The sequence below is a fragment of the Paenibacillus hodogayensis genome (assembly GCF_039536325.1).
Classification (GTDB): domain Bacteria; phylum Bacillota; class Bacilli; order Paenibacillales; family NBRC-103111; genus Paenibacillus_AB; species Paenibacillus_AB hodogayensis.
This window is the reverse complement of record NZ_BAAAYO010000002.1, coordinates 190,588-213,866: the sequence shown is the minus strand read 5'-3', so window position 1 is coordinate 213,866 and position 23,279 is coordinate 190,588. Positions and strand designations below refer to the sequence as shown.

Here is a 23,279-nt window from a genome sequence, read left to right as displayed (position 1 = left end):
TGCGGACGTTATGCTCGTTACCAGCGCCCGTCGTAGCGGACGTAGGTTGGTCGTCGAGCGCCGAACAGAAGCGCGACCTTGGCGACGATCCAGATCAGGCTGGCAACGAACATCAGGTCGAAGCAGACGTTGAATAGAAACAGATGCTTGCTGAGATCGGCTTCGCCGTCCCCGATGACCGGGATCAGGAACGACACGAGGCCGATGAGCCCGATCAGGGCGAACGTCTCCGTATAGATTCGGCCCCCGAGCGATGCCGCGTACCGCCATTCCAGCCATAAGACAGCGTAGTAGACCAGATAGAACGGAAGAAGGAACCAGAGCGAATTCGGCAGCAGCGACCGTTTCCATTCGCTCCACAATCCGAATTTTTCGGAAACCGCTCCTCGAGACATGCCCTCGCTTTTCTCGTAGGTGCCCAGGTAATACGGGCGAATCGTCATGCCGTTCTGCGCCGCGATCTCCAGCTTATGGATAAGCCGGACGGGGTGCTTCAAGTAGAACAGGGCGATTTTGCCGTGACTCATATGGTCGTAAAACGATTCGTACATGCGCGGATCGCGCTGCGGAATCGGCGTGTCCGGCGTGAAGAAGTTCGTCCCGGCCAGTATGGCCAGTTCCTTCGATACGCCAAGCTCCTCCAGGTCCTTTTCCGGTGTCGGCGAATCTTTGATAACCCCGTAGAACACCGTCTGGTACATGTTGATTTCCTTCAGCTGCTTGGGCGCGAATACGTACATAGCCAGCGAGCCGAGCGCGAGGAAGGCCGAGAAGCCGATCACCGTACGCCGCCATGCCGTATCCCAGCGCAAGCCGAGAAAACGCAGTCCGAGCAGGGCGATCAAAATGCCGACTGGCGCGTTCTGCACCTTGGAGCCGGTCAAAAAGATCGCGCAGACGAAGAAGGCGATCAGCAGCTTGCGCGACGGCTCCTCCCGGGTTGCCGCGGCGAGCGCGAAAGCGACCGTCAGCAGCAGGAAGACGAACGAAACTGGCTCCCCGAACAACGAATTGAAGTAGCCGGTGTAGCCGACGTCGGCGAATACGACGACAAGCAGAATCGCAAGCGCGATCCGCCCGGCCAGCGGCAGCGAGCGGTGATAGCGGGAAGCGACCCAGAAGGCGGCCAGCAGCATAATGCCGTAAACGACAGCCATATAGCGCATGTCGAATACGTCCCGGCTGTGGGTAAGCTTGTTCAGCCAGGTCGCGATAATGACAAGAGGCACCTGCGTCGACGCGTAGCCGCCGATTCCGAGCGGGATCATCTTGAACTCGCGGATGAAGTTGCCGAAATATTTGTCTTCATAAGAAAGGTTCGGATCCAGGTAGTCCAGTCCGGCCGATGTCATGATCCGCAGAAAGTCGCCGTTGTCGGCTATGCCGACGATCGGTTTGACGAACAGGACGTAAACCATAACGGCTGCTGCGGCGACCATCGTCCAGAAGGTAAGGCCTGGCATTTTTCTCAAGTCGATTCACCTGCCTGCCCCCGGACGGCCGGAGCCTTCCGGAAGCTGAAATATTTATGCCCCAAGTAGTTGGTAACGGTGTACAGACCGGTCCCGAACAATGTGGCGGCATCGTGCACGCGCTTGTCCGGAAACCAGGGCAGCGCGGCCGCGAGCCATTGTCCGCCGTACAGCCCGATGCCGTACGACAAACCATAGCAGACGAGAGTAACGAGCACAAACTTCCACAAGCTGCCCGCCACCTTCGCTTTGGAGCGAAACGTGAACGTTTTGTTCAGCGTATAGCTGACGAGCGCTCCGACCGTATTGCCGATAAAGGTCGAGGCCCAATAGCCGATGCCAGCGACATGCAGCAGCAAAGCGATGACGGACAGTCCGACAAGCGTGTTGAAGACGCCGACGAGCAGGAAGCGCACGAACGGCCGGCCGAACAACGCTTGTATCTTGCCGCTCATCGCCGTGTCTCCTTTGGCCCGATCCCGACTGGCGAGCCGGAATCAGGTCCGTTGGCTCTGCCGTCGCGGGAAACGGAAGCTTGTCCGCCTTCCGCGAGCGAAGCCGGAACCGCCGTGCCGGTACCCGTCTCGGATTGCGCCGTCAAGTTCGTCTCGACGATGTAAAGCGGACGATGTTTTACTTCTTTATAGATTTTGCCGATGTACTCGCCGATCAAACCGAGACTGATCAATTGAATGCCGCCGACGAACCAGATCGAGAGCATAAGCGATGCCCAACCGGACACCGTATTGCCGGCCAGCTTCTGCACGATGGCGTATAAGCCTGCGAGCACGCTGACGACGAATAGGACGAAACCGGCCAGCGTGACGAGCCGGATCGGCGTGACGCTGAGCGACGTGATGCCGTCCCAGGCGAACGACAACATCTTTTTCAACGGATATTTGGACTCTCCGGCAAACCGCTCATGGCGGTCGAAATATACTTTGGTGCTCTTGAAGCCGATCATCGGCACGATGCCGCGCAGGAACACGTTGACTTCCTTGAAGCGGTCCAACTGTTCGAGCGCCCGCCGGCTCATCAGGCGGTAATCGGCATGATTGTACTCGATGTTCGCGCCGAGCTTGCGCATCATCTTATAGAACGTCTGCGCCGTTCCGCGCTTAAACGCAGTATCGGTGGCCCGGCTTTGCCGGACGCCGTACACGATATCATAGCCTTCGTGAAATTTCACTATAAACTCCCGCATCGCCTCGGGGTCGTCCTGCAGATCGGCATCGATGGAGATGGCGCAGTCGACCGTTCGTATCGCCCGGTTCAGTCCGGCGAGCAGAGCGTTTTGGTGACCCGCGTTGCGGGCCAGCTTCAGTCCCGCGACCCGCGGGTTGGAGCGCCGGTAGCGTTCGATCAGCTCCCACGTCTTGTCCCGGCTGCCGTCGTCGACGAACAGCATGAAGCTGCCCGGGGCAACCAGCTTATCGCCGACCAGCGAGTCGAGCACGCGTGAAAGCCGCACGACCGTCTCGGGAAGCACCTCTTCTTCGTTGTAGCATGGAACTACGATGCCCAGAACAGGCAAAGTTCCTGATGTAACCGGCATATTGATGTCCTCCGCTAACCAATTTACTCTCTTCTATGATACGTGTCTTGAAAGGAAATGCAAATCCGTAATGCGAAAAAATCCGTTAAAACCCGCAGCTACAGGTTATTAAACCGATTTTGGAATGATCGAACAACCTTTTGCACAGGCAGGTCTGAAACGCCGCTGCTCTTCTTTACTATTATAATCAATAGTCGTATAGTTGATATAACAATAAGTACAAGGAGACAATTCATTATGTCCAGTCAACCCAAACGAGTTCCTATGTACGTTCAGCTCAAAAACTTCATCCTTAACCAAATGAAAAACGGCACATGGAAGCCCGGCGATAAGCTGCCTTCGGAAAACGAATTGGCGGAAGAGTTTAAAGTAAGCCGCATTACGGTGAAAAACGCTCTGGCCGATATGGTCAGTCAAGGGATCGTCTACCGGATTCAAGGGAAAGGCACGTTCATTTCCGACGATTCTTCCGAATCGATGATGTCGTTCGAGCCGATCAAAACGGACAGTTCGCTCATCGCCTTCCTGATGCCCCGGCTGAACAATTGTTTCACGGCTAATCTGATGACGGGTATCGAGAAGGAGCTGGCCGATCAAGGATACAACTTCGTATTCCGGCTTACCCACGAATCGCAGGAGCTGGAGAACAAGCTGCTTAAAGAGCTTGTCACCGCCGGTGTGAGCGGCATAATGGTTTATCCGGTGGACGGCGAGACGTTCAATCACGAGATATTAAAGCTGACCTTGAACCATTACCCGCTCGTTATCGTGGACCGGTATTTGCGCGGGCTCGACACGAATTGCGTCTACTCGGACAATTACGGCGGCGCCTATGAAGCTACCAAGCATTTGACCGAGCTGGGGCATGCGAGCATTACGTTCATCAGCACAAAAATTTCCGGAACGACCAGCATCGAGGATCGTCTGCGCGGTTACGAGCAGGCGCTGATTGACGCCGGGCAATTCATCGATTACCGGCTGCGTCTGTTGGATCTGGGGGGCGGTATGCCCGCGGTCGATCAGATTCAAACCTACTTGCGGGAAAATCCCGACGTGACCGCCATTGTGGCGACCAATTCCACGATAGGCCTGCAAGTCATGAAAGCGGCCCAATTATTGAATCTTGACGTGCCGCGGGATCTTTCCATCGTGTGCTTCGACGATTACGAGCAGTCCAATCTGTACCCCGTGCCGCTGACGTACGTGGACCAGAATGAGATGAACATAGGCAAGGAGGCCGTTAAGCTGATCGTTTCCCTGATTCGCGACCGGTCAACGGAGCCGCGCAAGCTCATGCTGCCGAATAAGCTGATCGTGCGCCAATCGACGGCGATCAACCCGAGAAGCGATGGCTCCGCTACAGCGGGGGTGCTCCTCTCCGAAGTACGTCCCTAGCGGCAACCGAGTCGTTACGATTAAAGCCTTTGGAGCTCGCGTATTTGACCGGCTGCAGCGCCTTCACGTTTTTCCCTTGATACATTGGGGTTGTCCCGGCCGAACGCTTCCTTGACCGCAATGCTCGTCGTGGTCGTTAAAAATTGACTGCCGTAAGTATAATATCATCGTTAAATGGCTATAAACATGTTGAATATTCAATTATAAAAACGGTGTGATTGGAAACATAATCCTCCTTCGAACTTCTGAAAACAATAAAGAGCGCCTTCTCCCTTTTTTGGAAGAGGCGGCCCTTATGCGCCGGAAGCTTGCCTGTTACTGTCCGGTATACGGATAATACGGATACTGCTGATAAGGGTAGCCCGAATACGGATAGCCGTAAGGATAAGCGGAGTATGGATATGGATAAGGATAAGGGACGACTAACGGAAGAACGGACGGGTAATAACCTCCGTGATAGCCGCCGTGGTACCCGCCGTGGTACCCGCCGTGGTACCCGCCCGGATAACCACCGCCATGGAAGCCTCCGCCCTCAACATGTCCGCCGCCCCCGGCATGTCCGCCGCCGCCCCCGGCATGTCCACCGCCACCGCCGTGCCCGCCTTGAGGGGGACGAATGTCGACCATATCGGACGGAGCCGTCCATTCCTGCTGGAATTGTAGGTTTGGTGCCGTTTCGTTGCTCATTGCGCTCTTCCTTTCGCTTGTTGATCTGCTATATCATATGCAGCGAAAGGAAATAGGGCACTTGCCCGGAACACAGGACGACAAATCGCTTCGTCACTCGGCCAGCGAGGTGGGATCGGCGGTTGTCCCGGTCTGGGCCGGAGCGTCTGGTCTGGTTTGGCGATCATGCGGTTCTGCTGCCGTATTGCGGCCCGTTAACCCGTTATCTGGCTTGCGGGAGGGGCTAAAGCGACTGTGCAGCCGCCCGCCCAGTCGCTCGAACGAAGCGGCGAAAGCAGCGTAGCCTTTGGTGCCGACGATCCAGTCGGCCAGCTTGACGCAGCCGTAGGCAAAGGCCATGCCGGCAATCACGTCGATGACCCAATGAATTTTCAAATACATCGTGGATACGATGATCGAGATGCAGTACGTGCCGACCCACCAGCGGTACCAGACGCTTTTCTCGCGCATCGAGAGCAGAAATCCCGCGAAGGCGATCGACGTATGCATGCTCGGGAAGCAGTTCATCGCGGTGGCGAATTGCTGCTCCGGCGTCAGCGCCCGCTCCAGCAAATCCGGCGTTCCCTGCACGAACCATACTTCCTGCAGCAGGATGAGGTTATAGAAAGGCAAAATAAGCGGCACCTGCAGCAAATAGCCCGCAAGCGAATAACGGCCGAATTTATATACATCCTTCGTGAAAAAAGCCCGGATGACGCAAATCCAGTACGAGAGCGCAAACCCGTAATTATACACCCATTGAAAATAAGCGGTCAGCCAGTTGGGCTGCCAGAAGCGGAAAAAAGCGGCGTCGTTCAGCGGCAGCGCATTGAAGATGTCGTTCCATTGGAAAATATGGCGCATATTGGCGGTCTGAAAACCGATTACCCGGTGCCACATCGGGTTCGCATAATGATAAATAAGGAAAAAGACAAACAGTACGGCGATGCCGAGCGGCATGAATTGTCCCCACGAGATCGCTTTGGCGTCCTTGCGCGCTCCGAACAGAGCGACCGCGAGTACCAGCAAGCATAAAACCCCCCAGTTCTCGACCCGGGTAATGGCAAAAATAATAGCCGCGGCTGCCGCGACCAAAGCGGTCATATACCCTTTTGTTGCCGTCAAACGTCAAATCCCCCTTCTTTGTATAGAAGAACGTTAAGCATACACTCGTCATGCCGTATAAACGGTTCAGGCTCCGACTTTGTACCCGCCGCCTATTGCGTACAATACAGGCAGGAAACGCAGCAAAAGGGAGTCGGGAGCGATGGCATATGTCCGAGCGGACCAGGACTGAAGCGGCCGGGGTGGCCGAAAACGCATCAAGCAATAGCATAGCACGGAACATCGGTGCAGAGAAGACCGATCTGGAAAAGGACGAGCTTGAAAAGCAGATTTCTGCCATACCGAAAGGCGGGACGGGGAAGACCGCAATCGTGGCCGGGGCGACGGGCTTGATCGGCGGTGAATTGATCGGGCAGCTGATTGCCGATTCGCGGTATAACGAAGTTATTGCACTGGTGAGGCGGCCCGTGTCGTTCCCGGATAGCGCCAAGCTGCGCGTCGTCGAAACGGACTGGAGCGAGGAAGGGCTGGCAGGAGCGCTGCAGGGGAGCTGGGGAGCGGCCGATGTGTTCTGCGCTCTCGGAACGACGCGAAAGAAGGCGGGTTCCCGTCTGCAGTTCCGCCGCGTCGATCTGGAGTATCCGCTGCTGCTGGGCAGAATGGCCAAACGTTACGGGGCATCCCGGTTTGCCGTCGTGTCGGCTATCGGGTCGGACCCGGGCTCGCTTTTTTTCTACAGCCGGGTGAAGGGCGAGATGGAGCGGGAGCTCCGTTCCCTCAGTCTGCCCGGTCTGCACATATTCCGTCCTTCCCTGCTTGTAGGTGACCGCGCGGAAATCCGTCCCGGAGAGAAGGCGGGCGAGGCGATCGCCTCCTTCACCTCGTTCCTGCTGGTCGGGCGCTTGCGCGCGTACCGGCCTATCGCAGCGGGCGATGTCGCAAGGGCGATGATAGCGGCTGCGGCCGAGCCGGACGAAGGGACCCGTGTGCATGGCTACAATGACATGATGGCGAGACAACATCCCGCATCGATGTTGTGACAAACCGCGACCGGCTCAGTCTGCCGGGATAAGAAGCTCCGGCATCCACTGCTTCATATGGTTGACGATTTCGTCCCAATATGCGCTTTTATGCGGTAGCTGGCTGTCCTCCGCGGTCCGCAGCGGCTCGATTTTATATTGGCGCCAGTTGACCATGTGAATCCAGGTCGGGATCAAGCAAGGCTCCTTCAATTCCAGATGCGTTGTGCCGTCCTTGACCGTCTTCTCGATCGTCAACTGCATAATGCCCCCGGTTCTTTCGCGGTTGCCTTCCTGGGCGGCGATGAAATTGCCGAGCGAGTAGACGACGAACGTCCGGCGTCCGTCGGCGGTTTGGATCCATTCGGCTGGCTGAAGCACATGGGGATGATGGCCGATAATGATGTCCGCTCCGGCTTCTGCTGCCGCTCGCGCGACCGTCTTCTGCTCGTCGTTGGGCATATCGGCGTACTCCTGGCCGAAATGGAAGCTGACGACGACGACATCGGCCAAGCTCCGGGCCTGGACGACATCTTTGCGTATAGCCGGCAGATCGATCAGATTGAGCATATACGTTTTTCCTTCCGGTACGGGAATTCCATTCGTTCCGTACGTATAGGAAAGCAAGGCGAAGGTGATGCCGTTCTTCTCGAGCGTGCGGATCTGTCCGCGGTCCTGCGGGGACAAGTAGGCGCCCGTATACAGGAGGCCGAGCTGGCTGTAATGTTGTATCGTATTGACAACGGCCTGAATGCCGCGGTCTAGCGTATGGTTGTTGGCCAGATTGACGACATCGAAGCCGCAGTCCTTGACCGCATCACCGACTTCGTACGGGCCGTTAAAGCGCGGGTAGTCGGAGAGCCCGAGCTCCTCTCCGCCGATCATGCTTTCCTGGTTGGCCAGGGCGATATCGGCTTCTTCGATATACCGCTTGACCGGCTCGAACATCGGCCGAAAATCGTAACCGTCCGCCGTTCTGGCATCCTTGTAGACGGAGCTGTGAATGAGCACGTCCCCGACCGCAGCCAGCTTCGCCCTGTACACCTTCTCCGTATGGTCGTCTGGCGATCGGGGGAGTCCGGAATCGTCATTCGGCTGCGAATCCGGACTCGTTGCGGACAGCGGGCCTGTGGATGAAGAAGGGGGCGTCGTTGGCTCTGCCGTTGCCGGCGGCTTGGTCGACGTATCGGGTCGGCTGCAGCCCGCGACGGCGAACAATACGATCAGAATGGCCATATAGAGTGTATTTTTCAAATGAAAATGGGGGTTCATGGCTTTATTCGTCCTCCTTGATCCGTTTAGCGGCTCGGCTACGTGCGGATATTTTTTCCGGAGTTTCCATTGCTTTCCCTCCCACTATAGAGCAAACCGGCAGCGGATACAAACTTTGCATGATGTCCCATGTTAATGCGAACGTACCGGCATTGGCACAATAGACGGAAAGATGCGACAATAAGGATAAGAGGCAGAGGGTGTATATATGCGGGACGAGCTGACCGGTCTGGCGGGAGGGCTGTTCCGCGAAGTGTGCAGCAAGACCAATCATGAAGCGAAGGAGCGGGGCGAGTTGCTCGATAAAGAAGATTTCTACCAAAACTTTCGGGAAAAAATGAGACGCTGGCTGACGACGGAGGAGGGAAGGACGAACAAGTTCGGAGAGTACCTGATGTTCGGGCCGGATCTATTCCACCTGCTGTGCAAGCTGTCGCTGGACGACGAGGTGCCCCTTAAGGAGAAAGCGAAGCTGGCCGGCGCCATCGCCTATTTTGTTTCGCCGATCGATCTGCTGCCCGAGATCATAACGGGTCCGCTCGGCTATCTGGACGATATCGCCGTTGCCGCTTACGTGCTTAACGGGCTGGTGAACAACACGCACAAGTCGGTTGTAGAGAAGCATTGGGCAGGGGACGGGGACGTGCTGGACGTTATCCGGCATATTATCAAGGAAGCGGACCGGATGCTCGGCAGCGGACTCTGGGCCAAGCTGAAAAAAAGGTTTCAATGACCGGCTTCGGATAGGCGGCCGTCAGCTTGGCGGCGCCTCCATCCTCGCTTGCACGATCAGCCGGTGCGTCGCATTCACGACAGGATCGCAAGTAATCAGGGTCAATATTTGATCTTTGCCGTTCTGCTGCAAAACGGACACGTCCGTCGGCTCGACGATCGAGGTCTGATATACGGTGTACACGTATGTCTCCCCTGCAGTGCGAATGACGACCTCATCCCCGGCCTTCACTTCGTTTAGACGGTTAAACTGTCTTCCCTTCGTTCGGGCCCGATGGGCCGCGATAGCCGCATTGCCGATTTTCCCCAGCGGCGTCGTTTCCGTCATATGAGCGGCCGCCACTTTCATATTCGCCAAGGTGGCGCCCTCCAGTACAGGCATTTTCACTTCAATAGAAGGAATCTCGATCATCGCCAGCACATTGTCCGGCACTTTCTCTTGCTCAGCGGCTTCGGACGCAGCCGGTTCGTTCGTTTGCGGCTCGGCGGCTTCGGGCATTAAGCTCTCGTCTTCCAGCAAGCGAGAAAGCCGTTCGAACCCGGATATCGTCGCAGCGTCAAGAGGGGGCCGCTGATTCATGACAGACTGCTCGGCTTGCCGGAGCAGGCTTTGCTGTTCCCGGTCGGCCATCCATTCCTTCAGGGTGGGAAAGGCCATCGCTGCAAGTCCCAGCACAATTAAAATATAAGAAAGCGCGCGCATGCTCGAATCGCTCCTTGCCAATCGTCTTAGTGGACGGCTCATACCCGGCGCTTGAAAGCAATCCCCTTGCCCCGGCTGTCATGCCGTTACAAGGGGATCGTGGGTTAGCCGTTGTTACTTTTGATGTTTGTGCAGCATTCTGCGTCTGGCGTACAAACCGAGCGCAATCAGCGAGAGGCCTGCCGCATAATACGGAAGCGGACTCGTTTCCCCGGTTTGCGGCAGCGTCGGAACGCCTCCGCCAAGCGGCGGTTTTTCGTCCACCAGCTCGACCGGCGGCTTCTGCGGCGGCGCCGTTGTTGCCGGCACGCCCGGAGTGACTCCGCCCTTAGGCGTGTCGTCATCTTCGATATCGACCGGTGGCGTTCCCGGCTGGGTGGTTGGAGGCGTTGCCGGGGTAGTTCCGCCAAGCGGCGTCTGATCGTCGGGAATATCCGTGCCTACAGGATTCCCTGGATTGCCTGGGTTACCTGGGTTACCTGGGTTGCCCGGATTACCGGGGTTACCTGGACCTTCGGGGCCTTCAGGACCCTCGGGACCACCTGGACCACCCGGACCACCCGGATTGCCCGGATCGTTTTTCTTGCTGTTGGTGACGACGAGCTTTTTGACGTTTCCGTCTTGGACTATGCTGGAGTCAATCGTGACGTCCTGCTTGGCATCTACGATCAGATAGCCTTCAGGTGCGGCAAGTTCCTCCAAAATATAGTCGTCGTAAGGCAGGTTCGTGAACAAAACCGTTCCTTGGGCGCTCGTCGTTTGTACCAAAGGCGTCCGTTTGCCCGCTTTGTCGTACAGGGTGAACTTCGCGCCTTCCAGCTTTTTGGACGAGTCGTCCTTGTCGACCTTGGTCACTTCCAGGCTGCCGGTCACAACGCCGCCCGGATTGCCCGGATCGTTTTTCTTGCTGTTGGTGACGACGATCTTCTTGATGTTGCCGTCTTGGACTATGCTGGAGTCAATCGTGACGTCCTGCTTGGCATCCACGATCAGATAGCCTTCAGGAGCGGCAAGTTCCTCCAGAATATAGTCGTCGTAAGGCAGGTTCGTAAACAAAACCGTTCCTAGGGCGTTCGTCGTTTGCACCAGAGGCGTCCGTTTGCCCGCTTTGTCGTACAGGGTGAACTTCGCGCCTTCCAGCTTTTTGGACGAGTCGTCCTTGTCGACCTTGGTCACTTCCAGGCTGCCGGTCACAACGCCGCCCGGATTGCCCGGATCGTTTTTCTTGCTGTTGGTGACGACGAGTTTTTTGACGTTTCCGTCTTGCACGATGCCGGAGTCGATGGTGACGTTATGCTTGGCGTCTACGATCAGGTAGCCTTCGGGAGCGGCCAGTTCCTCCAGAATGTAGTCGTCGTAAAGCAGGTTCGTGAACAAAAGCTTGCCTTGGGCGTTCGTCGTTTGCACCAGAGGCGCCCGTTTGCCCGCTTTGTCGTACAGAGCGAATTTCGCGCCTTCCAGCTTCTTGGACGAATCGTCCTTGTCGACCTTGGTCACGTCCAGGCTGCCGGTGACACCGCCGCCCGATCCGGAGCCGGATGAGGTGCGGACGATGATATCGTAGCTCGTTTCCCGCACTTCCGTCTTGAGCCGGTCGCCTTGGAGCGACACTTCGTTCTGGACTTTGTCTTTATCGGCTGCATTGATAAATGACTGATATTCCAGAATGAACGCGGAGGAAATTTCCTTCGCGAAAGACAGCTCGAACGTCTCGCGGTTATCCGAGCCCGTTGTAATCTTGAGCGTGTAATCCGTTCCCTTGACCAGCTCTGCGGCTTTCGTATACGTGCCGTTCGCCAGCACATTCGTCGCGAACAAATGGAACGAATCTGCGATCAAAATTTGGTTCGGGCTCGGATTGTCGATAATTTTGGCGTTGGAAATGGTCGATTGTCCTTCGTTGATGCGAATCGTCCAATCGATTTTATTTCCGTTCTGGGCGCCGGTTTTGCCGACATAAACGCCGCCTTTGGGCACCGAAACCTTTGCCGTCCACTCCGCCGAAGGCGTAGGGGAGTTGCCGCTTATGAGCGAAGCATTGTTGATGATCTCGCTTTCGATCAGCGCTCCTTGCAGCGTCGTTTTGAACGTAATCCAGTACGGCGCGTTGATCGTTCCTTTGAAATCGACGGTCAGCGTATTGCCGTTCGCCTCGGTGGGCAGGACGACGTCATACAGGCTGGCGTCGAGCTTGGCGCCTTTCGATACCCCGTTGGCCGAGCCGGTCAGGTTCATCACGAACACTTCGACCGAATTCGGAACGAGCGTCTGGCCCTGCTTCAAAGGATCGACGATCTTGGCGGCCGGGATCGGATCCAAGTTATAGTTCAGCTTGATATTCCACGTAATTTCCTTGCTAGTCGCATTGTAGGTACCGTCTTTGGTGCCGTTATTCTTCGTGTACGTATCCGCGTCGAAATCCGCCGTTTTCTCGATCGGACCTTTGCTGACGCCGCCTTCTTTCCACGTCATAACGGCTTTGTTTATAAACTTTTTCGTTTTGTCCGTTTTTTGGCCGATGTTAAACGTCGTGTCGTAGGTGACGGTGACCGTATCGTCTATCGGTTTATTGAACTTGATGATAAAGTCGGCGTCGGGAGCCGGAGCGATCAGTTCGTAATCCGCAGGCGAGGTCAACGTGACCGAACCTTTCTTGATCACCAGCGTGCTCGACAGCAGCGTCAGCCCGGCGTTCGTAAACGTGTCCTTGATGACGACATCGTCCAAAACGTACTTCGTGCCGTCGGCCTTCTTGTCGCCGTTGATCGTCAGCTTCCAGGACGTCGTTTTGTTTTTGTAGTTCGCGCCGTTAGCTTGCTTCAGGAACACTTGGCTTTCCTGAGTGACTCTTCCTTCCTTCGGAGTCGATCCGGGCGTTTCTACCTTATTGACGATCGCTTCGTTTTTTTCCACGCGGTTGATCGGCTTCGTCTGATACTTGATCGTATAAGGCGAATCGATATCCGAGTTGAACTGCAGGGTGAAGCCGTAAGTCGCGTGCGTAACGGTATACGCCCCGCTTGGCACCGTATCGGCGGTCGTGCCTTTGTATACGGTCAACGAATTCGGGACGAACGTCTGGGAGTTCGTGAACGAGTCCTTCAGCCAAGCTTGGCTTTGCGGGATGAACTTTTCGCCGAAGTTGTACTTGATCACCCAGGTGATGATACCGGTTTCCTTGTCGTACTTTTCCACCGATTTGGCCAGCAGCTCGCCGCGTTGCACCGTTACCGTCGCTTCCGCTTTGGCGTTCGTTCCGTTATCTCCGGAGAAGACCGCCGTGTTCTTGAAGCTGCTCTGGTCTCCTACGATGCGGGTCGAATATTTCACCTGATAGGCGGTGCTGATCGTTTCGTCAAGGAAAGACAGCTTGAAGCCGGTTCCGCTCGACGTATCGACCGCATACACAGCCGCTCCGACGGAAGCGCCTTGAGCGACAGAGCCGTCGCCGTTCACTTGAAGATGATAGACCTGGAAGGAGCCCGGGATCAACTCCAGTCCCGCAGGGGTCGGGTCGTTAATGACCGCATGCTTGACCTTTTCCAGCGCCTTGTTCACGTTGATCGTCCAGTCGATCTGGTTTTTGCCGTTTACCGTTCCCTGCTTATCCGCAGTCGGACCGGCCGGGGGTTTCAGGTGGACGATTACGGTCTGCACGCCGCCCTGGATCGGCACGGCAATGATGACCTCCGTGTTGCCCTTTACCGTCTGTGAACTGAACTCCGTACGGATCTCCAACTTGCCGCTTACGTTAGAATGGGATTCGACGTAGCTGTTGAACGTCATGACAACTTTGCCGTTCCGGTCTACCGTGAAGCTTCCGACCTGTCCTTGCCCGGAAGTAAGCGGGGCGGAGATGTCGGTGAAGATCTCGAACTGGCTCGGCAGATCGAAGGTGAACGTATCCCCTGCCTTGTAACCGTGGCCGTTCGGCAATACCCAGTCATAGATCAGGTTTATCGCCGCACCGATGTCCAGACGACTGTCCGGGTTATACACGGCGTCGATCACCGTACCCGTCTCATCCGTCAAGGTCACTTTGGTCAAAATACTCGCAGCGCCCGGACTGTAAACGGAGCCGTATACGGAGTCCCCTACGCTCCCCGACGAATCGGCAAATACCTGCGAAATATGGCTGCCAAACAACGTTTGACTCAGAAGCAACAAGGCAACAATGATTCCACTTATTCTTTTTTTCATTTTCAGTTTTTGTCTCCCAATCTCCTCGAAATGTACTTGGTGCAGCTCGCGAAGCGACACTTCATCGTTCGTGAAAGCGTGAATGTCCTCCAAGAATCGACGCCGGCGTTGGCGTTGCGGCCGAGGCTATGTAGGATTATGATGGCGTTGCCGGCACCGAGTCCGTCTTGGAACCACCTCCCGAATTCGTATTGCGCCGTTCGTAGGCGCTCGGCTCTGCCCGTCCCCGCGGGTGCGGAAAGGCGCATGGTCGGCGTTGTAAAGGCAAAGCGATAGAACTGATTGCAGTATAGTACGAAAAACTATACATTTTCTCAACAAGCCGAAAAAAGCCCTGGATGCGGATGTCCGGGGCTTGGCCTATTGTGATGAATGATTCGGCTTCTTACTGGCGTTATCGGGATGTTAATAAACTTTGGCTGCCGTATATTTTGCGGCATCCTTGATCATGGCGAAAGCTGTAGCGCTGCCGTTCAGGCCGGCATCGACCGTCGTATCGATGATGACCCAGCTTCCGTTCAAGTACACTTCGTTCCAGGCGTGATAGGCGGTCACATATTCCGTCGTGCCCATAACGAGCTTGGCCGGAATTCCCGTGCTGCGGAGCATCCCGGCGAACAAGGCTGCATAGCCGTAGCAAATATCTGTTTTCGTCAGCAGGGTACGGTCGATTTGCGGGATATATTCGGCAGGAACGTTGGCCGCGAGCTCAGCGTCGTACTTCACGTTGTCGATCACGTATTGATAAAGCGCCTGCACCTTCTCGCCATCCGTCGTTGCATTTTTTATCAATTCCTTCGCGATCCGGACCGTTTCGCGGGCTTCGCTCCAATTGACGTTTTGCACCGAGTTCAGGTAGACGTTCGCGTTGTCGGTCAGCGCCAGTTTAACGACGGTCTCGCCGACGACTTGATATTTCGTTCCGCTGATTTGCTCCAGTACGGTGACCGTATAGTCGCCGTTGCCCATCTGCAGGGGGAACGTCTCGGCGGGCACTCCGGCCTTCAATGTATAAGTATATTTATCAGTTCCTTTGGCAATCGTCAGTTTCGTTTTCACTTGCGGTTTGACGTCGTACCGGACAGTGACCGCTCCTTGTGCGAGCAGGTTCGTATCCAGCCATACTCCGATTTCCGCAGCCTGCGCCTTCGTCGCGACGAGCGCGGGGGCGAGGAGGAAAAGCGCCATAGCAAGCAGCACTAGTTTGCGCATGCTGAAAACTCCCTTCGGTGGCTAGGCTGCCATTTGACGGATCGTCAGGAAGGCCCTATAGCTTTGCGTCGCTGTCTTTCGACAGGTTTGCCATTATCGTGTTAGAGTCTGCTTTAAATCTATGGAGCTGTTGGAAGAGCGGTTGGGTTCCGAAGAACACAAAAAAAGCATGTTCGTTCGGTAGCTGGCTGCCATCTGACGGGAGTCAGGAAGGCCCTGTAGCTTTGCGTCGCTGTCTTTCGACAGGTTTGCCGTTATCGGGAAAAGCTTTTACAACTCAATTATATCAAATCCTTCGGGCAAATCAAGAGATATTTGGCCCGAAGGTCCTAGTAACTGGGAGATTGCAACCAAAACCTTCTTTCGATAGGATACATTGGTTCTCAATCGTCGAACTATTTGCTATTCTATAAGTTGAACGAAAGAACTTCTTGGAAAAGCGGAATGCAACGGTCTTCAAGCATTCGTTCAACTTATATAAAATTGCTGAAACCGCTATCTTGGTAGGACGATGTGCGGAATGGAACCGTAGAGCGCGGAAGAGTGTACGGGATCATAGTATTAGGAAAGGCAGTGAGGGAATGGGACAGTCGGCGAATAAGCTGGAAATGGAAGTGACGAAGAAACTGCAGATGGGCTATTTGCTGCATTTGCCGGAAGAGTACGATTCGGAGCCGGAGAAGCAGTGGCCGCTCCTCTTATTTTTGCACGGTTCGGGCGAGAGGGGCGATAACCTTGATAAGGTGAAAATTCATGGCATCCCCAAGATCGCTGAAAAAAATCCGGGTTTTCCGTTTATTGCCTTGTCCCCGCAATGTCCGCAAGGATCGAACTGGAGCAGGGAGCAGGAGACGGTGATTGTTTTGTTGGAGCGGATTACGCAGTCGTTCCGGGTCGATCCGAAGCGGATTTACTTGACGGGTCTCAGTATGGGCGGATACGGAACGTGGCGTCTTGCATGCGATTATCCCGATAAATTCGCGGCAATCGCCCCGGTCTGCGGCGGGGGCGAACCGTACCGCGCCAAAAGCCTGGTCCATCTGCCGATATGGGCGTTTCACGGCGCGAAAGACTCGGTCGTATCGATTCGGGAATCCGAGAATATGGTTAACCCGATCCAGGCGCTGGGGGGAAATGCGAAACTGACGGTATACCCGGATACGGATCATAACAGCTGGACGGAAACGTACGATAACCCCGAGCTATATGAATGGCTGTTAAGCCATCGGCTAGCCTGACCGGGAAGCCGCAGCGACGAGGCTATCCTGGCAGGCGGCGGGAACGGGACTCGCTTTCCTTCCGGTCGTTCAAGCAAGGATTTGTCTAAAGACTGCCGTAAATTGGCAGTCTTTTTGCATTGCGGCATGTAATGCAAGTTCCTCTTCACGACTCCGGCTTTAAAACAATTGCTGAAAGTCGGGATCGAGTGCATAATGCGATTGCGCGCGTTCTTTGCATTTTTGATAGAGGCGGGTGCGCTGCTCGACCGGCGTGTCGGCGACAAGCCGGCATAGTCGTTGAAACCTTTCTTTCGGCAATTCGTCTAAGTATTCGACAAATAAATGCGGGTACGTCTGTACATAGGCTTTCATGCGCAGAGCCGCGCCGGCGACCGCAGTCATAATGGCTTTGCCGTTCTCCATCGCTTCGATCCGATAGCGGTTGGCCAGCACGTAATCCAGAATGGCTGGCCGGACAAGCTGCTTGTTGACTTTGACCACCTCCCACAAATACTGCACGAACGGCTCATTGAACGTTTCGGGCATGACTTGCTCTAGCTCCAGCTCCATATCTTTGCGGATGTGGAACCGATTCAGGCAGGCGATCTTGCGAGCCTTCACTTTATCGGTCCGGAGCAGATAGCCGATCTCCCGCAGCTTCTCGTACGCTTCCTTGGGCTGCTCGGCTTTCATATCCGCCACGGCAAGCTGCATGTCTGCCTGCAAGCCTTCGCGGATAGCCGACGTATGCCGCACGAGAATACAGTTCAGCATATGGGCCGCGATGTAGGGCTTGTACCGGCGGCGAAGCATAACCAGCAAGGCGGCGAGCAGCGCTCCGCCGAGGATGGCGGCAGCTTGCTCCAGCAACGTACCGGCGAAGTAGAAGGCCGCGGCCGCAAGCACGACAACGCCGAGCATATCGAGCCACGGTCCGGGGCGGCTTCTGGTCGCGGCATAGTCGGCAATGGCGGTCCGCTTGCCCCGAGAATCGCAGGCCGGGCAGCGGTCGGCCTGCAATATGGAATAAGCGCCGCAGCGTCCGCACTTTCGCAGCCGCTCGAAGGCGGTGGCGGTGACCGGGCTTTTGCGCAATTGGACAGCCTGTCTAACGGTCATGCGGCACCTCCGCCGCATTCAGACGGTCGATCAGCGCAGCGTCCATCTGCTCGTGCGTCATCGCCTTTCGTTTACAGCTCCAGAAGAAGACCCACCTGGCCAGCACGAATAGGGCGGCGACGGCAAGCAGGCTGTACGTTATCATGGGATCACCCTCCTGTCGGAATGAACACGATTGGAAACTATCGCAATGCGCAAAGGGGTCTTCAAGTATGGCAGATATATAGCAGATATATATTAGTAGAGATATAAAAAGAGATTGCTATAAGGTTTATGAAAATAGTAAATTTATTGAGTAATATACTTTATATTGTACTCTGTGCATGGACGCTTTGACTACTCCAGCGAATCCGGAGGTGCGAACGATGATCTATAAACCGATGCCGCTTCGGCGGTACGCGTTTTTGTTATTATGCGGAATAATGGTGCTGACGCTCCTGGCCTCCTCGCGGGCGGGGGCTGCCGGGGCGGAGCAGAAGATGGACGCGGTTCTGGCAATGGACGCGAGCACGTCCATGAATGACAGCGACAGGAACAAGGTCGCCAACGAGGCGATGAAAATGTTCGTCGACATGGCCTCGGTGCAAGGCGATAAAATCGGGCTGCTTTCCTACACCGATCAGGTCGTCCGCGAGAAGGCGCTGCTGAAGATCAGCTCGCCGAAAGACAAGGACGAGCTCAAAGCTTTTATCGATCAGTTGTCCCGCGGACCGTATACCGATATTGCCGTCGGCGTGGCCGAAGCGGTGAATATTTTGGAGAAGGGCCGAGAGCCCGACCGTCACCCGCTGATCGTGCTGCTCTCCGACGGCAACAACTCGCTTAACGCCGGACGGACGCAGGCGCAGTCCGATGCCGAGCTGCAGGCTGCGGTGAAGAAGGCGAAGGAGCTGGGCATTCCGATCTACACAATCGGCTTGAATGCCGACGGACAGCTCGGCAAGGAAACGCTGGAGGGCATCTCCCGCGAAACCGGCGGCAAGCTGTTCATAACCAGCACGGCGGATACGCTGCCGCAAATATTAAGCGAAATTTTCGCCAACCATCTCAAGCTGAAGGTGGTGCCTCTGACCGATCTGACGGCAAACGGCGACTATCAGCAGGTCAAGATCGCCATTCCGAACGGCAACGTGATGGAGGCGAACGTATCGATCATTTCCGGCAAGCCGGTAGAGGTCAAGCTGTTCGATCCTTCGGGCCAGGAGCGCAAAGTTCCGTCGGATGGGGTTGTCTATTCGCAATCGAGAACCTACTCGCTCCTCAAGCTGCTCAAGCCGCCGCAAGGCGACTGGACCTTGCATGTAAAAGGCGTCAGCCAGGATAAAATCAACATCAATCTCGTCTACAACTACGATCTGGAGCTGGTCATGGCGCCGATCCCCGCCAAAGCCAAGGCGAAAGACACGATCAGCATCTCCGCAAACCTGCAGTCTAACGGCCAGCCGGTAGCGGATGCCGAGCTGTACAAGAATGTGAAGGCGACGCTGCTGCTTACTGACATAGACGCAAAACAGACGAAAGAGGTTACGCTCGCAAACGGCGGCAGCGGATTTACCGGTTCATTCGTCATAGCCGAGCCGCACGATTACGAGGTGAAGGTAAGGGTCGAAGACGCCAGCTTTTTCCGGGAAACGGCGGCGGCGGTCGTCAGCGCCAAGCCCGGAGCCGCGGCCGCGCAGCCGGCGAGTCCGCAACATACCGGCGCCGATTCGGGAGAATCCGGCAAGCCGTTCCCGTGGTCGCTGACGATCGGAGGAGCGCTGCTGCTCGCTTTGCTGGCGGCGTTGGCCTTGTTCGTTTTGCCCAAAGTAAGGCAGGCTAACAAAGGCTTTTACGGCCAACTCGTCATCGAGATCCGCGATATCGACACCGGCGAGCGGACAAGCCCGCAATACCGCAAGCTGAACGGCTTCAGGGGAAAGGTCAAGCTGCATCAGCTGCTCCAGCTGGCGCCCGAGCTGGCCGAAACCGAGCGCATCGTGCTGACTCCGGGCAACGATTCGGTGTATATCACGAACCAGTCGCCGTGTCTGATCGAGAAATCCGGTCGCGTCTACGACGCCTCCAAGCCGAAGGAGCTCCGCAACAACGACCGGGTCCAGATTACGCTGCAAAATGTGAACAAAAGTATTACGCTCGACTATATACATTAAGACGCACGCTTCCGAGCGCGGTCGCGCAGGAGCTGTACCTTTAGGAGGATGAGAGTGATGAAGGCAGTCGTCAAAGAGCATATCGAACAGCTGGACGTCTCCAAGGGCGGCGGAATCGTCAGCGACAAAATCAGGGTCGATACGATCGATAATCCGATGCTCGTCATCGGTCTCGGAGGCACCGGGATCGACGCCCTGCTCAGGTTGAAATACCAGATCAATCGCAGATTCAAGCTGCCGGAAGACCCGATTAGCAAAAAAAAGCGCGAGAAGCCGGATAACGTCGAATTCCTCGCCTTCGAGACGAACGAGCATGACCGCCACAAGAAGTATAGGGGCATCGGCCTCGACCCGCTGACCGAATACGTGCTGCTTTCCAATCCCGAGGTCGGGGGGCTGCTGCAAAACCGCAGTCTGCTGGAGCCTTATATCAAGGAATGGCTTTCGCCGGAGCTGCTAATTACGGATGGGATCAACGGAGCGTCGGGCATCCGCCAGGCGGGCCGGCTGCTGCTGTTTACGAAAATCGTGCAGGTCGTGCAGTCGATCGAGAAGAAAATCAAGGCGCTGTCCGTCGGCACGAACAAGAAGCTGACCGTCTTTCTGCTGACCGGACTTTCCGGCGGCACGGGCAGCGGCTGTTTCCTGGACATCGCCTACATTACACGCGGTCTGATCGAGCGCGACTACGGCGACGCCGGGGTGGACAAGGTGAACATGTTCGGCTACTTGTTCCTGCCTGACGTCAATTTGTCCAACAAGAGCATGTCGGACCATACGCGGGAATATATCCGCAAGAACGGCTTCGCCGCCTTGAAGGAGCTCGACTACTGGATGAACGTCAACGAGCGCGGAGAGCGGTTCAAGCAGCAGTACGGCACGATCCTATCGGTCCATTCTCCGGTTGCGCCGTTCAACTTCGCCCACCTGATCTCGGCCACCAACCTGGAAGGGACGCTGCTCGAGAACGGCTACGATTACTGCATGAACGTGACGGCAGAGAAAATTACGACATTCATGGCCAGCGAGGAGAAGCAGTCCGGGGAAGAGTTCGCGATTCAGGACTACATGAGCAACATCCACACGAATATCGCCCAGATGCCCAAGCAATACGCGGCCAACTACCAATATAACGTCATCGGCGCGTCGTCGGCCGTGCTGCCGATCGAAGAGATGACCACCTTCCTCGCCTACCGGCTGTTCAAGAAAATGGCCGGCATGTTCGAGGCGGCACCGTCGCAGGAAGACGTAGAGAAGCTGGCCCGCAAGCTGGAGATCGATCCGGATTCGATGCACCGCGAGTTCAACAAGCGGGTTCCGGAGCCGATCCCGGGCTACCAGAACAGCGAGCGGCTCAGCTACAACAACGTCGTCAAGCAGCAGGTCGTCAGCATCGATACCGAACTGGAGCAAAGCTTCCTGGCTCGCGCCAGAGAAGAGTATATCAAGTCGAAGAAGCAGCTGCCCGGCGCCTGCCTGGAGCGGTTTACGGAGCAGGTCAACCGGATGTTCCTCAATCCGGAGCAGGGTCCGTTTTACGCTTCGCGCGTTATTTTCTCCAGCAAGGGTTTCTGCCTGCTCAATCTGATTTCCTCGTACATCGAGGCGCTCAAGGAGAGCGTGTACCGCATTCCCCAAGATGCCGAGGCGGCGAAGACGAACGCCGGACAGCGGCTGGGCGACGCGCGGAGCGCTTTCATCTCGCGGGAGAAGAAGAAGGACGCCTACATCGAGGCCAAAATTCAGGAATATTTGCTGTATGCCGACCGCGAGCGGATGGAACAGATGATCGAGTTTTACGAGGATTTGTATAACGTCCTGAACGAGCAAAATACGCGAATTTATCAAATTTTTACGGAAATATTGAACGCCCTGAACCGGATCTTCGAGAAAAACGGCGACATCCTGATTCGCGGCGACGAGCAAACCGACCATAAAGGAAACAAAACGTACTTCTGGAACATCGTCAACGTGCCGGACATCGAGAAGCTAGTCGGGGGGATGATGGACGAGAGGAACAGCGCGGATTTGATCCGCGACTTTACGAACGAACTGCTGCGCAAGACGAATCAGTGGATTCGCGAGCAGGATATCGACATTATCGGTTCGATTTCCGAGTTTTTGACCGACCATTTCGGCGATCTCATTACGCGCTCGATGGAAGATTTCCTGGCGATCAAGTACGGGCAGGACGAGTCGATCGAGAACGTGATCGAGCGGATTATCGCCAAACGTCTGGACGACGAGGCGGTCCCGGTATTCCACTTGAGCAACAGCGCGGGCAGCTTCCACTTCCCGGAATGCGGCTTCGTCTCCGTTCCGGCGGATGCGCCGAACATTTTCAAGGGTGTGACCGGCTTCAAGGAGCTGGCGCTCGGCAAGACGAAGTTTACGATCAAGGAAAGCCGCGTCAAAAACCGCATCTTCTGGCTGAATACGAAAAACGGCGTGCCGCTGTTCGCCTACTCGCCGCTCAAGGTGATGGAGGAAAGCTACGAGAAGACGATTCTCGAGCCGGAGGGCGTCGGCCGCCATCTCGTGCAGACGGAGAAGACGAACTGGACGAACCTGCCTTCGCCGATTCCGGAGAAATCGTGGGGGGACGTGTATGTCAACCCGCGCGTGAAAAAGCTGAACGCGGACGCCAGAACGCTGTTCGACGCCGCAGTATCATACGGCTGCGCGGCGGAGAAGGCGGATACGTCGCATACGAGCAGCCGGTTCGAATGTTATTTGACCGAGCCGTTCGATATCGACGCCTGGATCGGCCAGTTCCAGCTGCAGCTGGACGGCGCGAAGCCGAACTTCGGCGAGCTGAAGCGCTGCATTACCGAGCTGAAGCGGCTGCTTGCGGGCGGTCTCAAGCGTGTCGAGACCCGGTCGATCTTCAACAGCGTCAACGAACAGATGGCCAAGGACAATCTGATCCGCACGCCCGGCCTGCTGGTGCAGCTTCGTCAGGAAGTGGCGAAATACGAGCGGATCGGAGGCAAAATCGCCGAGCTGGAAACGGTGCTGAACGCCCACCAGGACGAGGAGCGGCTGCTCGACCGTTATTTGGAGGCGATGTATACAAGAACGATCGTCAAGCGTGGCGCCCAGTACGTATACGATCACGACGCGGACGAGGATACATGGGAGCCGTTCGTGAACTTGATCAAGGTAAACAAATTCGTCGAGTTCGCGATCTTCGAAAAGGTGCGCGCGCTCGATGCGAAGCGCCAGGCGCTGCTCGTGCGCAAAGCGGGCAAGCGCAGCGAGCAGTTGACGGCGTCCGAAGATATTGCGGAGCTGGTCTCCTCCCTGAAGGAGCTGGCGGACGGATACCGGGATGCGAAGGCGGCGCTCGACTATGACCGCAACGACTACGTCAACGGCGAGGACATGTACCGCTTCTATCAGCAGGCCGCCGCCAAGGCGAACGATATGCTGCGCACGCTCAAGTGACGGGTGCCGCCGTTCTGATGCTACCAACGAAGACCAGGTTCATGCAAAT

17 protein-coding genes and 2 riboswitches are annotated in these 23,279 nt (G+C 56.0%); of the genes, 6 read left to right on the top strand and 11 right to left on the bottom strand.

The genetic code is table 11. The features are described 5' to 3' along the window. Positions 1 to 17 precede the first annotated feature (17 nt). From wsfD to ABD796_RS06535, 3 genes are read right to left on the bottom strand one after another with little or no spacing between them, the layout of a single operon-like run. Complete coding sequence (gene wsfD, locus ABD796_RS06545) at positions 18 to 1,463, bottom strand: glycan biosynthesis hexose transferase WsfD (RefSeq protein WP_446686429.1); 1,446 nt, start codon at positions 1,461 to 1,463, stop codon at positions 18 to 20. A gap of 5 nt (positions 1,464 to 1,468) precedes the next feature. Further along, positions 1,469 to 1,927: a GtrA family protein gene (locus tag ABD796_RS06540; RefSeq protein WP_344904775.1), complete on the bottom strand. Its 459-nt coding sequence runs from the start codon at positions 1,925 to 1,927 to the stop codon at positions 1,469 to 1,471. Continuing rightward, a complete protein-coding gene (locus ABD796_RS06535; RefSeq protein ID WP_344904772.1) occupies positions 1,924 to 3,027 on the bottom strand; it encodes a glycosyltransferase family 2 protein in 1,104 nt (367 codons plus the stop codon). The genes ABD796_RS06540 and ABD796_RS06535 overlap by 4 nt, the downstream gene beginning before the upstream one ends. 237 nt (positions 3,028 to 3,264) lie before the next feature. Between ABD796_RS06535 and ABD796_RS06530 the strand changes: the two genes are divergently transcribed. Continuing rightward, positions 3,265 to 4,422, top strand: a complete 1,158-nt coding sequence (locus ABD796_RS06530; RefSeq protein ID WP_344904769.1) for a GntR family transcriptional regulator — start codon at positions 3,265 to 3,267, stop codon at positions 4,420 to 4,422. Positions 4,423 to 4,737: 315 nt separating this feature from the next. Here the strand turns inward: ABD796_RS06530 and ABD796_RS06525 are convergent, their stop codons facing one another. Continuing rightward, a complete protein-coding gene (locus tag ABD796_RS06525) occupies positions 4,738 to 5,109 on the bottom strand; it encodes a hypothetical protein (protein WP_344904766.1) in 372 nt (123 codons plus the stop codon). A gap of 93 nt (positions 5,110 to 5,202) precedes the next feature. After that, entirely contained in the window at positions 5,203 to 6,213 is a 1,011-nt protein-coding gene (locus ABD796_RS06520) for a phosphatase PAP2 family protein (RefSeq protein ID WP_344904763.1), read from the bottom strand. 149 nt (positions 6,214 to 6,362) lie between these two features. Here ABD796_RS06520 and ABD796_RS06515 point away from each other — a divergent pair, with 149 nt between their 5' ends. Further along, positions 6,363 to 7,193 carry an NAD(P)H-binding protein gene (locus ABD796_RS06515; protein ID WP_344904760.1) on the top strand — a complete coding sequence of 277 codons (831 nt, stop codon included), beginning with the start codon at positions 6,363 to 6,365 and terminating at the stop codon, positions 7,191 to 7,193. A 15-nt stretch (positions 7,194 to 7,208) separates the two neighbouring features. Here the strand turns inward: ABD796_RS06515 and ABD796_RS06510 are convergent, their stop codons facing one another. After that, complete coding sequence (locus ABD796_RS06510) at positions 7,209 to 8,444, bottom strand: CapA family protein (protein WP_344904757.1); 1,236 nt, start codon at positions 8,442 to 8,444, stop codon at positions 7,209 to 7,211. 208 nt (positions 8,445 to 8,652) lie between these two features. Here ABD796_RS06510 and ABD796_RS06505 point away from each other — a divergent pair, with 208 nt between their 5' ends. After that, positions 8,653 to 9,177, top strand: coding sequence for a YkvA family protein (locus ABD796_RS06505; protein WP_344904752.1), 525 nt, complete (start codon positions 8,653 to 8,655; stop codon positions 9,175 to 9,177). A gap of 21 nt (positions 9,178 to 9,198) precedes the next feature. Here the strand turns inward: ABD796_RS06505 and ABD796_RS06500 are convergent, their stop codons facing one another. The 3 genes from ABD796_RS06500 to ABD796_RS06490 form a co-directional block, all read right to left on the bottom strand. After that, positions 9,199 to 9,879: a class D sortase gene (locus ABD796_RS06500; RefSeq protein WP_344904749.1), complete on the bottom strand. Its 681-nt coding sequence runs from the start codon at positions 9,877 to 9,879 to the stop codon at positions 9,199 to 9,201. A 114-nt stretch (positions 9,880 to 9,993) separates the two neighbouring features. Then, positions 9,994 to 14,079 (bottom strand): collagen binding domain-containing protein, encoded by a 4,086-nt coding sequence (locus ABD796_RS06495; RefSeq protein ID WP_344904746.1) that lies wholly within the window; start codon positions 14,077 to 14,079, stop codon positions 9,994 to 9,996. A gap of 405 nt (positions 14,080 to 14,484) precedes the next feature. Then, on the bottom strand, positions 14,485 to 15,291 hold the full coding sequence (locus tag ABD796_RS06490) for a transglutaminase-like domain-containing protein (RefSeq protein ID WP_344904743.1): 807 nt from the start codon (positions 15,289 to 15,291) through the stop codon (positions 14,485 to 14,487). 13 nt (positions 15,292 to 15,304) lie between these two features. Further along, positions 15,305 to 15,393: riboswitch (cyclic di-GMP riboswitch) on the bottom strand. Positions 15,394 to 15,467: 74 nt separating this feature from the next. Further along, positions 15,468 to 15,554, bottom strand: a riboswitch (cyclic di-GMP riboswitch). A 318-nt stretch (positions 15,555 to 15,872) separates the two neighbouring features. On the opposite strand from ABD796_RS06490, the gene ABD796_RS06485 reads away from it, so the two are divergent. Beyond that, positions 15,873 to 16,529 (top strand): carboxylesterase family protein, encoded by a 657-nt coding sequence (locus ABD796_RS06485; RefSeq protein ID WP_344904740.1) that lies wholly within the window; start codon positions 15,873 to 15,875, stop codon positions 16,527 to 16,529. 159 nt (positions 16,530 to 16,688) lie between these two features. On the opposite strand, the gene ABD796_RS06480 is transcribed toward ABD796_RS06485, so the two are convergent. Beyond that, positions 16,689 to 17,630, bottom strand: a complete 942-nt coding sequence (locus ABD796_RS06480; protein WP_344904738.1) for a hypothetical protein — start codon at positions 17,628 to 17,630, stop codon at positions 16,689 to 16,691. Then, on the bottom strand, positions 17,620 to 17,775 hold the full coding sequence (locus ABD796_RS06475) for a hypothetical protein (protein ID WP_344904735.1): 156 nt from the start codon (positions 17,773 to 17,775) through the stop codon (positions 17,620 to 17,622). Before ABD796_RS06475 ends, ABD796_RS06480 begins: the two co-directional genes overlap by 11 nt. A 220-nt stretch (positions 17,776 to 17,995) precedes the next feature. On the opposite strand from ABD796_RS06475, the gene ABD796_RS06470 reads away from it, so the two are divergent. Together ABD796_RS06470 and ABD796_RS06465 are read left to right on the top strand one after the other, a co-directional pair. Next, a complete protein-coding gene (locus tag ABD796_RS06470) occupies positions 17,996 to 19,783 on the top strand; it encodes a vWA domain-containing protein (RefSeq protein WP_344904732.1) in 1,788 nt (595 codons plus the stop codon). Positions 19,784 to 19,840: 57 nt separating this feature from the next. Beyond that, positions 19,841 to 23,230 (top strand): tubulin-like doman-containing protein, encoded by a 3,390-nt coding sequence (locus tag ABD796_RS06465; protein ID WP_344904729.1) that lies wholly within the window; start codon positions 19,841 to 19,843, stop codon positions 23,228 to 23,230. The last annotated feature ends 49 nt before the right edge of the window (positions 23,231 to 23,279 follow it).

What these genes read in the sequence shown, in the direction of transcription:
- ABD796_RS06515 (WP_344904760.1), top strand. Translation starts at nt 6,363, where the DNA reads ATGTCCGAGCGGACCAGGACTGAAGCGGCCGGGGTGGCCGAAAACGCA.
- ABD796_RS06540 (WP_344904775.1), bottom strand. Translation starts at nt 1,927, where the DNA reads ATGAGCGGCAAGATACAAGCGTTGTTCGGCCGGCCGTTCGTGCGCTTC.
- ABD796_RS06500 (WP_344904749.1), bottom strand. Translation starts at nt 9,879, where the DNA reads ATGCGCGCGCTTTCTTATATTTTAATTGTGCTGGGACTTGCAGCGATG.
- ABD796_RS06510 (WP_344904757.1), bottom strand. Translation starts at nt 8,444, where the DNA reads ATGAACCCCCATTTTCATTTGAAAAATACACTCTATATGGCCATTCTG.
- ABD796_RS06480 (WP_344904738.1), bottom strand. Translation starts at nt 17,630, where the DNA reads ATGACCGTTAGACAGGCTGTCCAATTGCGCAAAAGCCCGGTCACCGCC.
- ABD796_RS06465 (WP_344904729.1), top strand. Translation starts at nt 19,841, where the DNA reads ATGAAGGCAGTCGTCAAAGAGCATATCGAACAGCTGGACGTCTCCAAG.
- ABD796_RS06490 (WP_344904743.1), bottom strand. Translation starts at nt 15,291, where the DNA reads ATGCGCAAACTAGTGCTGCTTGCTATGGCGCTTTTCCTCCTCGCCCCC.
- ABD796_RS06530 (WP_344904769.1), top strand. Translation starts at nt 3,265, where the DNA reads ATGTCCAGTCAACCCAAACGAGTTCCTATGTACGTTCAGCTCAAAAAC.
- ABD796_RS06525 (WP_344904766.1), bottom strand. Translation starts at nt 5,109, where the DNA reads ATGAGCAACGAAACGGCACCAAACCTACAATTCCAGCAGGAATGGACG.
- ABD796_RS06495 (WP_344904746.1), bottom strand. Translation starts at nt 14,079, where the DNA reads ATGAAAAAAAGAATAAGTGGAATCATTGTTGCCTTGTTGCTTCTGAGT.
- wsfD (WP_446686429.1), bottom strand. Translation starts at nt 1,463, where the DNA reads ATGCCAGGCCTTACCTTCTGGACGATGGTCGCCGCAGCAGCCGTTATG.
- ABD796_RS06505 (WP_344904752.1), top strand. Translation starts at nt 8,653, where the DNA reads ATGCGGGACGAGCTGACCGGTCTGGCGGGAGGGCTGTTCCGCGAAGTG.
- ABD796_RS06470 (WP_344904732.1), top strand. Translation starts at nt 17,996, where the DNA reads ATGATCTATAAACCGATGCCGCTTCGGCGGTACGCGTTTTTGTTATTA.
- ABD796_RS06535 (WP_344904772.1), bottom strand. Translation starts at nt 3,027, where the DNA reads ATGCCGGTTACATCAGGAACTTTGCCTGTTCTGGGCATCGTAGTTCCA.
- ABD796_RS06475 (WP_344904735.1), bottom strand. Translation starts at nt 17,775, where the DNA reads ATGATAACGTACAGCCTGCTTGCCGTCGCCGCCCTATTCGTGCTGGCC.
- ABD796_RS06485 (WP_344904740.1), top strand. Translation starts at nt 15,873, where the DNA reads ATGGGACAGTCGGCGAATAAGCTGGAAATGGAAGTGACGAAGAAACTG.